Below are 12,197 nucleotides of genomic sequence, written 5' to 3' on the forward strand. Positions count from 1 at the left end.
ACGGCGTAAGGGAAAGGAGTGACTGAATTGCAAGCTGTAAAATGGAAACGCATACGAAATCGCTTTGTTGCTGTGCTGCTGATCGGGTCGTTGGGCTTGACTTGTACGGCGTTCCCGATTTTGCCGCAGCAAACGGCACGGGCGGCCGATACGGCTGCCAAACCGGATGCGGCTAAGCCGGCCCAGCAGGGGAACCAGCAGCGTCAAGCCATCAAGGCAAACGAGTTCGAGCCTTATTATGCCAACATCTTAAAGGGCTGGAAAGATAAAGGGATCAAGGATGGGGCGGCTCCTATCGAGATCAATGCAAGCAAAACTTCCAAAAAGTCGGATGAATCGGTAGCGACGGTCGGAAGCTATGAAGGCAAAAGCAACGTGCTTCTATGGAACAGTCCAAAGGAAAGCTGGATCGAATATCAGGTGGATGTGCCTAACGATGGCCTGTATGAGCTTCACGTATCCTATCGTCCCTTCACGGGCAACGGCCTGCGCAGGCCAATCAGCTGGGATGTAAAGCTCGACGGAGCACATCCGTTCCGTGAAGCTTCTTCCATTACCTTGTACCGGGAGTGGAAGGATGCCCGTCCAATCAAGAAGGATATTGACGGCAACGACATCCGGCCCAAATCGGAGGATATTTCCGGATGGTTCGTGAAACCGTTGAGGGATGCGGGTGGCGCATACTCCGAACCGCTGCAATGGTACTTCAGTAAAGGGTCGCATACGATCCGCCTGCAGGGCTTCGAGCCGATCGCTCTGGAATCAATCAAGCTGGTTCCGCAAACCAAGCTGAAATCGTACAAGGATGTCAGCACAGCCTATCCGCAAGCCAAGCCGGTTCAAGCGGAGGCAGTAACACTGCAGGCCGAGGACGTGAAATCGAAGAACGATTCGGCGATTCAGTTGGTGTCCGATACGGATCAAAGATCGGTTCCGCTGGCTAAAGGCAAAATTACGTTTAACAGCATCGGCGGGAAAAAGTGGTATGACCAGAACCAGGAAATCACATGGACTCTTGATGTTCCTGAATCGGGGAAATATAAGCTCGGCATGCGCGCTTTGCAAAACACCATCTCGCAAAAGGCTTCCTTTAGACGTATTGCCATTGACGGCAAGGTTCCGTTCGAGGAAATGCTCGCTTATCGCTTCTCCTACGATACAGGCTGGAAAGGGGTTACCTTATCCGACGATGAAGGAAAGCCGTACGAGTTTTACCTGGAAAAAGGAACGCATACATTGACGATGTCCGTGACGCATGCACCGTTCAAGCCGGTCATCATCGGTATTGAGGAAATTACGGATATTTTACAGGGAATCGACCAGGATCTGAAGTCGCTGACAGGAGGTCAGGACGACAAGAACCGGACCTGGAAAATCGCTCAGGATATGCCCGATCTGCCGAAGCGCTTGACGGTTGTCGTCGACTTGCTGAAGAAGCTGTCCGAACAGATGCAGCAAGTAAACGGGCGTAAAGACAATGTCAGCGAGAGCATGAACACCTCCATCAAGGATATTGAGGAGCTTCTGACCAAAGTCGATGATATCCCGTATCACAGAGATACGATCAGCACGACGAATGAAAAAATAAGCAAGTTCATCGAAACGCTGGTCCAACAGCCGCTTCAGCTCGATGAAGTGTATTTTGCGCCGGTAGAGAAGAGCTTTCCATCGATGGAAGCATCCTTCTTCACAAAGATGAAGGGGATGGTAGTCAACTTCTTCTACTCGTTCCAAACGAAAAACAGATTGAGCGATATCGACGATAACGTACTGAACGTATGGGTGCAACGCGGTCGCGACTACGTGACCCAGCTGCAGGAGCTATCGGACGAGACGTTCACACCGGAAACCGGCATTCAGGTCAAAGTCAACCTGCTTCCGAATGCTCAGCTGCTCGTCTTGGCGAATGCGGCAGGCATCCAGCCGGATATCGCACTGGGCTTAACGCAGGACCTGCCGGTTGATTACGCGATTCGGAACAGTATTTATGATATCTCGCAATTCCCGGACTTCAAGGATCTTTACAAAAACTACAGCCCGGGTTCATGGCTGCCTTTCTACTATAATAAAGGCTACTATGCGGTGCCTGAAACACAATCCTTCCATGTGCTGTACTACCGCAAAGATATTTTGAGCCGTCTCGGCTTGTCGATACCGAACACTTGGAACGATGTGTACGATATGCTGCCGACACTGCAGCAAAACTATATGAACTTCTATATGCCGCCTACGGAATACATGACGTTCGTATACCAGAACAATGCGGAGTTTTTTGATAAAGAGGGCTCCAAAACCGCGTTGGACAGACCGGAAGGCTTCAAAGCCTTCAAGCAGTGGACCGACTTGTTCAATATTTACGCGATGGACCGTTCTGTAACCAGCTTCCTGCAGCATTTCCGCAAAGGCGACATGCCGATCGGATTTGCAGATTATAACATGTACATTCAATTGTCCGCAGCGGCTCCTGAATTGAATGGAGCTTGGGGGATCGCCCAAATTCCGGGTACCCAGCAGCCGGATGGATCCATTTCCCGCTGGTCGGGCGGCGGTCAGACGGCCGGTGTCATTTTCAACAAATCGAAAAAGAAAGACCAAGCGTGGAAATTTATGAAGTGGTGGGCATCCGCCGATACCCAAGAACGTTACGGCTCCGATTTGGAAGCCTTTAACGGAGTAGCCTTCCGCTGGAATACAGCCAATGTCGAGGCCTTCTCCAAGCTTCCTTGGAAGAGGGAGGATGCCAACGTCATCCTGGAGCAGTGGAGATGGTACAAGGATATGCCGAACCTGCCGGGCGGATATTTCGTAGGTCGTGAAATCAATAATGCATGGAACCGGGCCGTTGTAGACGGAACGAATTACCGAAGCTCTCTGGAAACCACCGTCATGGACATTAACCGGGAGCTAAGGCGTAAGCAGCAGGAATTCGGTTTTATCGACGAGAATGGCAATGTCATCCGAACGATGGATCTACCGGTCGTCGATAAGCCTTGGGATGGGGTGAATCCGTATGTTAAGTAACCAAGCAAGCCTATCAACGAAAACGGCCGCTCCGGTCAAACTGACATGGACGGATAAGATGAAGGCTCTTCTGTCCGAGATGTGGGAGTACCGCTTGTCATACTTGTTTATTGCACCGTTTATGCTCTGCTTTCTCGCCTTTATCGTCATACCGGTAGTGGCGGCGATTGCTCTAAGCTTTACTTACTTTAATGCTATCGAGCCTCCGCGTTTTATCGGCTGGACGAACTTTCAGAACTTAATATCCCAGGACTTGACGTTCCTGAAGTACGCTCTTCCGAACACGTTCAAGTTCGCTATTATCGTTGGACCCGGCGGCTATATTCTTGCCTTCCTGCTGGCCTGGCTCATTACGCAGCTGCCTGCGGGCTTGCGCAAATGGTTCGCCCTTGCAATGTACACTCCTTCATTGACGATGGGGATTGCGATGTCCATCGTATGGCTGCCGCTTCTATCCGGCGACCGTTTGGGTTACTTGAACAGTTTATTGCTGCAAATCGGGTTTATCGATGAGCCTATCTTGTGGGTTACCGATAAAGCTTACCTGATGAATTCCATGATCGTGGTTACCTTATGGTCCAGTATGGGTGTAGGCTTCTTGGCCATGATGGCCGGTATTCTGAACGTCAACCCGGAATTATATGAAGCTGGTCGCATAGACGGCATGAGCAGCAGACTCCAGGAAATCTGGTACATTACCATTCCTTCCATGAAACCGCAAATGCTGTTCGGAGCGGTCATGGCTATCGTAACCACCTTTAAGGCCGGAGCGATAGGTGTGGAGCTGTCGGGACAAACACCGACTCCGCAGTATGCGGGACATTTGATCATTAATCATATCGATGATTATGGATTTATTCGATTTGAAATGGGTTATGCCGCTGCGATTTCCGTATTCCTGCTGATTCTGATGTATTTGTCGAATAAACTTAGCATGGGATTGTTCGGCTCTAAGGAGGATGAATAATGCAAAACGCAGCCGTTTGGTGGAAGAAGGTGGTTCCATGGAGAAAGAAATCCAAGCTGCACTCCATGGACACGTTTCAAAAAGTACTTGTATTTCTGCTCGTAGTGTTCTCGATTTTCATGCTGCTTCCGCTCATCTACATCTTTAACCATGCGCTGAAGCCGTATCAGGAGCTGTTCATATATCCGCCGAATATCTTTGTTCGGGAGCCGTCTTTCCAGAACTTCGTCGAGCTGTTCCTGGTAGCCTCCAGTTCGACAGTGCCGGTTACACGTTATTTGTTTAACAGCCTTGTGATTTCGGGCGGAGCCGTCGTGTGCGTGACCATTGTCAGCGCATTGTGCGCATATCCGATCTCCAAGCACAAGTTTCCGGGTCATAAAGCGGTATTCGCTACGATCATTCTGACGCTGATGTTCGCACCGGAAGCTGTGCAGATTCCGCGGTATCTGGTAGCCAGCAATCTCGGCATTATGAACTCGTACTGGGGGCATATCCTGCCTATTCTGGCGATGCCTGTCGGGGTTTTCCTGCTCAAGCAGTTTATTGATCAGCTGCCGAACGAGCTGCTCGAGGCGGCCAGAATCGACGGTGCAACCGAGATTCATATTTTCTTGAAAATCGTCATTCCGATTTGTATGCCTGCGGTGGCGACGGTCGCGATTCTGACGTTCCAAAGCTCCTGGGGCAATACAGAGACTTCGACGCTTTTCATGCAGGACGACGAAATGAAGAACTTCCCGTTCTTCCTGTCCACGTTAACCAATAACCTGGCCAACAACGTCGCGAGACAAGGCGCGGCAGCAGCCGCAGCCATGGTTATGTTCATACCGAACCTGATCATCTTCCTGATATTCCAAGGTAAAGTTATCGCTACGATGGCTCATTCCGGGATCAAATAATAGAGAAAGGAGGAAGAACCATGTTAGTCAAAACACGATGGCGCCGGCCGCTGTTCCTTCTTCTGGCCTTCACCCTGTTCGCCTCGGTCATGATGCCTATGACCGCGTTCGCCTGGGTGCCTTACGATACGAACTATAAGGACGGATTCGGCCAGCTGGTCTGGACCCAATCGGCCTATACACCGGTTGAAGTGCTGGGCAGGGAAATTTATGTTCCGGATCCTAAGGATCCTGCCAAGCAGGTATTTTCCCCGCTTGTACAGCCCAAAGGGATCTTTATCGATACCAAGGACAACATCTATATCGCCGATACGGGAAATAACCGGATCGTGCATCTGGATGAGAACGGGAACTTTAAGCGGATTATCGATGTGAAGGAAAACCCGCTCAAGAAGCCCGAAGGCGTATTTATCGATAAAAACGGAGATATTTACGTTGCTGACACAGGCAACAAACGCGTTTTGCGGTTGGACAGCAACGGCAAGATGATCCGCGAATTCAAGCGTCCGGATTCGAAGTTTTTGCCTGAATCGTTCAAATACGATCCGATCAAGGTTGCCGTCGATAAGCGCGGTTTTCTGTATATCGCTACATTGGGCGGCTACCAGGGCTTGCTGCAGCTGGACCCGGAAGGCAATTTCCAAAGCTTCTTCGGAGCTAACAAAACAGAGTTTTCCGTTATGGACGCATTGAAACGGATGCTGTACACCCGTGAAATGTATTTGCGGGAAATCAGTAAGCTGCCAGGCTCTGTCAGCAGCGTAACGATCGACCAGAACGGCTTTATTTATACGGTTACGAAAGAAGTTACGAACGGTCAGATCAAGAAGCTGAATATCGCGGGCAAAGATTTGCTGGCAACGAAGAACGACACGTCGGCTACCGGGGACGCAGTCAAAACGTTCGGGGAAGTTCGTTTTCCGAGCAGAGATAAGCTGACGCCGAAGCTGAATGACTTGACGGTTGACCGTAACGGTAACATTACGGCCATCGATTCCACGTTAAAATACGTCAACCAATATGATGCGAACGGAAATCTGTTGTTTTTCTGGTCGGGAGACACCACCGCTTCTTCCTCCAAGCTTGGAGTCGTCAAGACGCCTTCGGCCATTGCCTCCAACTCGAAGAACCATCTGTATATTCTGGATGAGGAAAACAACGTCGTGCAGGTGTTCCGCTTGTCGGAATTCGGTGAACTGGTTCATAAAGCGAACCAATTGACGCAGGAAGGCCGTTATGAGGAAAGCGAGAAGCCTTGGCAGGAAGTACTGCGCCTTAACGCCTACTATACTCCGGCGATGCTGGGCCTTGCCAAAGCGGCCTATAAGAAAGGCGACTTTGAGCGCGCTGAGAAATTGTTCTACGATGCAGGGCAAATTCAAGGCTACTCGGATTCGTTCTGGCAAATCCGGCTCATGTGGTTCCAAAGAAACTTCGGTCTGTTAATGAACATCGTCATTATTTTCGGAGTAGGGTACTTGCTGTTTGAACGTCTTACGCGCAAGAGTGGGTTCCGTAAAAAATGGCGGAACCGCCAAAGAACGAGGATTCCTTTGCTCGTTCAGTTGAAGCATTCATTTTATATCCTGAAGCATCCGATCGACGGCTTCAGCGCGATTCGTTACGAAGGCAAAGGAGGATTCGCGAGCAGCACCATCATGCTGCTGCTGGCGCTGGTATCGTTCTGTATTTACAGAGCATTTACCAACTTCACGTTTAATCCGTCCGTAGTATTGGAAATTAATCTGATTACGGTGTTCATCCAATTTATGGTGTTATGGGTAGGCTGGATCGTATCCAACTACTTGATAAGCACGATCTATCGCGGTGAAGGCCGGTTCCGGGACGTTGCCTTCGGCAGCACGTATGCTTTGTTCCCGATTGCTCTGGTTGGATTGCCATTAACCTTGCTTTCCAATGTTATGACATTAAGCGAAAGCGCGATTTATTCCTTCTTGCAGATTGCTATGATGATATGGGTCGGTCTGCTGATGTTCTGGAAAGTGCAATCCATGCAAAACTACAGCGTGGGTGAAACGGTTATGAACATTTTCCTATCGCTCGTAACCATGACGATTCTCGGTGTCTTGATCTTCATCACATTCGGATTAAGCAGTGAAATGAAAGACTTCTTCTATTCGATCTATCAGGAGGTGACGATCCGATGAGACGTAAACGTACAAAAGTAGTCCTCTCCGCGACACTGGCCGCTACGCTGAGCTTATCTCTATTTGCAACGCAGGCGGTCCAGACGATTAATGCGGCGGATCCACCGGCTGCCGGATCGGGGAACACAGGGGACAATGCCGCCAAGCCTGATGCCAACGCGCAAGCTCCTGCGGCTAATACGGCTGCTCCGACACAGGCGCCAGCAACGGCTCCGGTCGATGTGAATAAAGTGAAGGCGGAGCTGCCGAACGACGCGAACTTCAAGCTCGCCGCACAAAGCGACAAGCTGAAGCTCCTCGTGGACAGCACGACCGGGCACTTCCAGGTAGAAGATAAGCGAAATGGGGAAGTTTGGCGCTCCTATCCGAATGTGGATCTATGGCCTCAAGAAACAATTACAGGAACGTGGAGAAATAATCTCCGTTCTCCCATCATGGTTGAATATATCGATGCCGCGAACTTCAAGTCGCAGCCCAAAATGACCAGCCTTATCGAAGATAAAGGCGTGCTCGAAGGCTTCCAGACGACGGCGACAGGCTTCAAGGTCACGTTCAACTTCAAAACCTCCGGCTTTAAAATTCCGGTGGAAGTGAACATAAAGGATGATTACGTAGAGACCAAAATCATCGACAGCGGCATTGAGGAAGGCAAGCTCAGTCTCTTGAACCTGAAGCTGTACCCGATGTTCGGCGCGGAGCCTTCCGTCGGCCAAGACGGCTACATGGTCGTTCCAGACGGTTCCGGTGCATTGATCCGTTTCAAAACGAAACAGATCAACGATAAATCGATTTATCGCGAGAATATGTATGGCAGCGATATTTCATTTTATGCGGAAAGAACGGCCCGTCAGCAAGCGAAGATGCCCGTATACGGCATGAAATCCGGCGACAAGGCATTCGTAGCGATCATGACCGGCGGAGAAGAATACTCCAAAGTATTCGGTTCCCCTTCCGGCGCATTCGGCCAATCCAACTGGATCACGGCAGAATGGCAGTATCGGATCAAGTTTTTCCAAAATACGAGCAAAAAAGGAAATGCGGGATTCTTTACCTACAGTAAAGAAAGATTTACTTCCGATCAGCGCAGCACCCGTTATTACTTGCTCGATAAAACCAATGCGGACTATGTCGGCATGGCCTCCAAATACCGCGAATATTTAATGAAGGAACAAGGCGTTAAGCCGCTTCAGGCTGCGTCGAACAAGATTCCGATGTTCGTGGATATCGTTGGAGCAGACGTGAAAAAAGGGATGCTGTGGGATAAGTATTTGCTCGGAACCTCAACCTCTCAAGCGATGGAAATGGTGAAAAGGCTGTACGGTCTTGGCATTGAAAATATGTCCATTCAATATTTGGGCTGGCAGAAGGGCGGTTACAGCTCCTTCGGCGGATTGTTCCCGGTAGATAAGCGGCTGGGCGGCAACGAAGGCATGAAGCAGTTCATCCAATTCGCACATTCCTTGAAGGTGCCGGTCTACTTGACCGCTAACTACACCTATAACAATAACGAAAGAGACGGATTCAATGCGAGATATGACGGGATGCGTAACCTTGCAGGCAAGCTGATGGATTTCGAAATGTTTGCAAGCCGGGATACGATTACCCAGATGAGTCCGAAGTTCTCGGCCCAGTCGCTCTCCAAAGACATGAGCCAGTTTAAGGAATTGGGTGCGGACGGCATTTATTTTGAAGACGGCATCGGCCGGTACTTGAACAGTGATTTCAATACCCGCGCGCCATCTACGAGAACGGAAACGATGCATACGCAGCAGGAGATGCTAAAGGAGACGAAAGAGACGCTGGGTGGAGTAAGCGTAGAAAGAGCCAATATGTATACGCTGAAGGACATTAGCCATATTCACCGCATAGCGGATGACTATTCGTATGACCTGTTCATCGACGAATCCATTCCGTTCCTGCAAATCGCGCTGCATGGCCTTGTCACCTATTCTTCCGGCTGGTCTAACCTGCGGGATCAGTACAAGACCGAGATGCTTCGCAGTATCGAGTACGGCGCAAGCCCATCGTTCATTTTCACTTATGCGCCGTCTGAGGATATGAAAGGGGCCTACTCTGTTTATTACTACAGCATGAATGTCCATGACTGGGAATCAACCGCTGTAGAGGAATACCAGCGCTACAATAAAGCTTTGGGCGACGTACAGACCAAATTTATTGTCGGCCACAAAACCATTGCTCCGAACGTGAAGGAAGTTACCTACGACGGAGGGAAGAAAGTGGTTATCAACTACAATTCAACACCGTATAACGACGGCAAGGTAACGATACCGGCTCAAGACTTTATCGTAGTTCAAGGAGGCGCTGGCCAATGAATCGCAAATTGAGATTGAGCTCCGCCACCCTACGTAAAGTGGAAGGTTCTTTATTCATCGCACCATGGGTTATCGGATTTCTGGGCTTTATCGCATTTCCACTGGTATATTCGTTCTATATGAGCTTTAACCGCGTTAAAATTACGGCCGGCGGCGTGGAATATTCGCCGGTCGGCTTCCAGTACTACCGCGAGATTTTGTTTGCGGATGGCGGCCTCTTGTACAATGACTTGCTGCCGTTTTTGCGTCAAGCGTTAATGATGATTCCGGTTATCGTGGTTTTCTCGCTGCTTGTAGCGATTTTGCTGAATCAGAAGTTTATCGGACGCTCGTTTTTCAGGGTCATTTTCTTCCTGCCTGTCATATTCTCCACCGGACAAATTATCCAGGAGTTTATTACGCAGGGGGAAGGAACGTTGTCCTTCGTTCAAGAGTTCGAGCTGGGCAGCTACATCAACACCTATTTGCCGAAAGCCTGGGCGGCTCCGCTTAACTCTATCATTAACTCGTTTGTTCTCATCCTATGGTATTCCGGTGTGCAAATCTTGATTTTCCTGGCGGGTCGTCAGACCATCTCGACCTCGGTATATGAGGCAGCCCGGATTGATGGAGCCGACCCTTGGGAAACGTTCTGGAAAATTACGCTGCCTGGCTTGACACCATTTATTTTGCTGAACTTGATTTACACGGTAGTCGATTTGTTCACGTTCCCGTCCAACCCGATCATTTCCAAGGTCAACACGACCAACTACGGTTTGTCTAGTGCTCTGGCATGGATTTACTTTATGATCGTATTGCTCTTCCTGGGTATTGTCCTGCTCATCTTCTCCAGAGTGACCAAATCCTCAAGCGGAGCCAAATAGAAAGGAGGCGAGACGGAATGCAAAAAGTAATAAAAGATATCAAGAACGTGCGCTTCGATTCTCATTCGGTCAGGTCATGGCTGACAGCGGCCAAAAACCTGCTGATAGGCAAGGAAGCCGATAAAGGTTTAATATTCAGGCTGTTCATGTACCTGATTTTGATTGACGTGGCCTTTATCTATGTGAAGCCGATCATTTATATGATCACGACCATGATTAAGGACTCCGCCAACCTGCTGGATCCGGCCGTTATTTGGGTTCCGAGGTCCTTCTTTACAGGTCATCTTCAGGAAGCGTTCCGGCTGTTGAAATATTCCAACGCTTTCTTTATCAGTATGACGGTGTCGCTTAGCGTTGCGGTGCTGCAGGTCATTTCATGCGCTATTGCGGGATATGCCTTTGCCAGATTGGATTTTCCGCTTAAAAAATTCTGGTTCGTATGTCTCATCTTTACGTTCGTCATGCCGCCTCAGGTGACCATTTTGCCATCCATCCTGCTGTTCAAAGACTTCGGATGGATCAATACGTACCTTCCGCTCATCGTGCCTGCCATATTCGGGCATGGCTTGAAAGGCGCGCTCTTTGTCATCATCTACCGCCAGTTCTTCAGCACGCTTCCTAAGGAGCTTGAGGAGGCAGCCAAAATGGACGGAGCGAATGTATTCAGAGTGTTTTTCCGGGTTATGCTGCCGATCTCGACTTCGGCGATCATCGTCGTATTCTTGTTCTCCTTCGTTTGGAACTGGAACGATTTCTATTTCCCTACGATGTATATGTTCGGGGCAAAAGAGGTTCCGCTGTCCATCAGCTTGTCGCGTCTGGCTGCATCCTTAACAGCCGAAGCGGAGCAGGCGGGTCCAAGTATTTTTGCGGAGCCGATCAAGATGGCCGCATCGTTCTTGATCATTATGCCGGTCTTGGTAGTCTACACGTTCACTCAGCGCTGGTTCGTAGAAGGCGTAGAGCGTACGGGTCTTGTAGAATAGTAAGGAGTAGGAAGCCTGCTGCGAGCAGGCTTTTTTCTTTCTCCTATCCTAAGACGATGGTCTGATGCGTCATTATTTCCCGGGAAACAAGGGGGATAGCCATGCTTCGGATAGCAGGTACACAGTGCGATGAAACGACTATGACCAGCTCTGCGTGAAAGCAAAAAGCCTGAGAAATTCAGGCTTTTTTGCTTGTCTAATTCTAATTTGGCAAGTAATATGTAGAAATAGGGGGTATTTTGAATGCATATATTACTTGTGGAGGACGAGCCTAAAATCCGCGAAGTAGTCACCGCATATTTGAAGAATGAAGGATGGGAAGTCGATTGCACGGCAAACGGCTTGGAGGCTGTTCAATTGTTCGAGAACGGTTCTTATGATCTGGTTATTTTGGATCTTATGCTGGAGGGCCTGTCGGGAGAAGAGGTATGCCAGCAAATCCGAGCCAAATCGGTCGTACCTATCATCATGCTGACTTCCAAGTCAAGGGAGAGCGACACGATTGCAGGATTAAATCTGGGCGCCGATGACTATATAGCGAAGCCTTTCCGGGTTAAAGAGGTCATTGCCCGCATTCATGCTCTTCGACGCCGCATTCATGCTTATAAAGCCGATGCCGTCAAGCAAAACGTATTGACCTTCGATAGAGGCCAGTTAGTCGTAGACCTGGAAGCGAACACCTTGCTGGTACGCGGCGTACATGCGAACTTGACGACGACGGAATTCAAGCTGTTAACGGTGTTTACGAGCAAGCCGGGCAAGATTTGGTCGCGCAGCGATCTTTCTTATCATGTGCTTGGCTATCGTTTTCAGGGAGACAGCCGATCTATCGATACCCACGTCAAAAATTTGCGCAAAAAAATCGAGGAAGACACAAAGGAGCCCCGGTATATTCTTACCATGGTAGGCTCAGGCTATAAATTTGCCGCAGAATCGGATACGAAGGAAACAACTTGA

General features: G+C 49.4%; 8 protein-coding genes. All 8 read left to right on the plus strand.

Annotated features, from left to right (window positions below):
- Positions 1–18: 18 nt before the first annotated feature.
- The 8 genes from GGC63_RS21555 (at position 19) to GGC63_RS21590 (ending at position 12,197) form a co-directional block, all read left to right on the plus strand.
- A complete protein-coding gene (locus tag GGC63_RS21555; protein WP_192704065.1) occupies positions 19–3,021 on the plus strand; it encodes an extracellular solute-binding protein in 3,003 nt (1,000 codons plus the stop codon).
- Between the two features lie 58 nt (positions 3,022–3,079).
- Positions 3,080–3,988, plus strand: a complete 909-nt coding sequence (locus GGC63_RS21560) for a carbohydrate ABC transporter permease (RefSeq protein WP_377741362.1) — start codon at positions 3,080–3,082, stop codon at positions 3,986–3,988.
- Positions 3,988–4,890 carry a carbohydrate ABC transporter permease gene (locus GGC63_RS21565; protein ID WP_079909825.1) on the plus strand — a complete coding sequence of 301 codons (903 nt, stop codon included), beginning with the start codon at positions 3,988–3,990 and terminating at the stop codon, positions 4,888–4,890. Before GGC63_RS21560 ends, GGC63_RS21565 begins: the two co-directional genes overlap by 1 nt.
- 20 nt (positions 4,891–4,910) lie before the next feature.
- Entirely contained in the window at positions 4,911–7,058 is a 2,148-nt protein-coding gene (locus GGC63_RS21570; RefSeq protein ID WP_192704066.1) for an SMP-30/gluconolactonase/LRE family protein, read from the plus strand.
- Positions 7,055–9,391, plus strand: a complete 2,337-nt coding sequence (locus GGC63_RS21575) for a DUF5696 domain-containing protein (protein WP_192704067.1) — start codon at positions 7,055–7,057, stop codon at positions 9,389–9,391. The genes GGC63_RS21570 and GGC63_RS21575 overlap by 4 nt, the downstream gene beginning before the upstream one ends.
- Entirely contained in the window at positions 9,388–10,254 is an 867-nt protein-coding gene (locus GGC63_RS21580; protein ID WP_079909828.1) for a carbohydrate ABC transporter permease, read from the plus strand. Before GGC63_RS21575 ends, GGC63_RS21580 begins: the two co-directional genes overlap by 4 nt.
- A gap of 17 nt (positions 10,255–10,271) precedes the next feature.
- On the plus strand, positions 10,272–11,240 hold the full coding sequence (locus GGC63_RS21585; protein WP_079909829.1) for a carbohydrate ABC transporter permease: 969 nt from the start codon (positions 10,272–10,274) through the stop codon (positions 11,238–11,240).
- Positions 11,241–11,483: 243 nt separating this feature from the next.
- Positions 11,484–12,197 carry a response regulator transcription factor gene (locus GGC63_RS21590; protein ID WP_192704068.1) on the plus strand — a complete coding sequence of 238 codons (714 nt, stop codon included), beginning with the start codon at positions 11,484–11,486 and terminating at the stop codon, positions 12,195–12,197.

Source organism: Paenibacillus sp. OAS669 (genome assembly GCF_014873645.1).
Taxonomy (GTDB): domain Bacteria; phylum Bacillota; class Bacilli; order Paenibacillales; family NBRC-103111; genus Paenibacillus_S; species Paenibacillus_S vulneris.

Coding starts and splice junctions, on each gene's coding strand:
- GGC63_RS21560 (WP_377741362.1), top strand. CDS start 3,080: ATGAAGGCTCTTCTGTCCGAGATGTGGGAGTACCGCTTGTCATACTTG.
- GGC63_RS21565 (WP_079909825.1), top strand. CDS start 3,988: ATGCAAAACGCAGCCGTTTGGTGGAAGAAGGTGGTTCCATGGAGAAAG.
- GGC63_RS21570 (WP_192704066.1), top strand. CDS start 4,911: ATGTTAGTCAAAACACGATGGCGCCGGCCGCTGTTCCTTCTTCTGGCC.
- GGC63_RS21575 (WP_192704067.1), top strand. CDS start 7,055: ATGAGACGTAAACGTACAAAAGTAGTCCTCTCCGCGACACTGGCCGCT.
- GGC63_RS21580 (WP_079909828.1), top strand. CDS start 9,388: ATGAATCGCAAATTGAGATTGAGCTCCGCCACCCTACGTAAAGTGGAA.
- GGC63_RS21585 (WP_079909829.1), top strand. CDS start 10,272: ATGCAAAAAGTAATAAAAGATATCAAGAACGTGCGCTTCGATTCTCAT.
- GGC63_RS21590 (WP_192704068.1), top strand. CDS start 11,484: ATGCATATATTACTTGTGGAGGACGAGCCTAAAATCCGCGAAGTAGTC.